Annotated in this window: 1 rRNA gene; it reads right to left on the bottom strand. The window is 50.7% G+C overall.

Going from position 1 to position 694, the window contains the following annotated elements:
• A 16S ribosomal RNA gene (locus SB751_RS28030) occupies nt 1-609 on the bottom strand; the annotation flags it as partial.
• Between the last annotated feature and the right edge of the window lie 85 nt (nt 610-694).

The following is a 694-nucleotide window of genomic DNA, read 5'->3' on the forward strand; positions in this document are numbered from 1 at the left end:
CGGGGCTTTCACATCCAACTTAACAAACCACCTACGCGCGCTTTACGCCCAGTAATTCCGATTAACGCTTGCACCCTCTGTATTACCGCGGCTGCTGGCACAGAGTTAGCCGGTGCTTATTCTGTCGGTAACGTCAAAACAATCACGTATTAGGTAACTGCCCTTCCTCCCAACTTAAAGTGCTTTACAATCCGAAGACCTTCTTCACACACGCGGCATGGCTGGATCAGGCTTTCGCCCATTGTCCAATATTCCCCACTGCTGCCTCCCGTAGGAGTCTGGACCGTGTCTCAGTTCCAGTGTGACTGATCATCCTCTCAGACCAGTTACGGATCGTCGCCTTGGTGAGCCATTACCTCACCAACTAGCTAATCCCACTTGGGCCAATCTAAAGGCGAGAGCCGAAGCCCCCTTTGGTCCGTAGACATTATGCGGTATTAGCAGTCGTTTCCAACTGTTGTCCCCCACCTCAAGGCATGTTCCCAAGCATTACTCACCCGTCCGCCGCTCGTCAGCAAAGTAGCAAGCTACTCTCTGTTACCGCTCGACTTGCATGTGTTAGGCCTGCCGCCAGCGTTCAATCTGAGCCATGATCAAACTCTTCAGTTCAATACTGCTTGGGTTTTTAAGAAACCCTAAACTTGGCTCAGCAATCTCAAATGACTATGTGATTTCTCGCATGGTCACTTGTGAT

The sequence above is a fragment of the Cupriavidus sp. SIMBA_020 genome (genome assembly GCF_046535395.1).
Classification (GTDB): domain Bacteria; phylum Pseudomonadota; class Gammaproteobacteria; order Burkholderiales; family Burkholderiaceae; genus Cupriavidus; species Cupriavidus campinensis.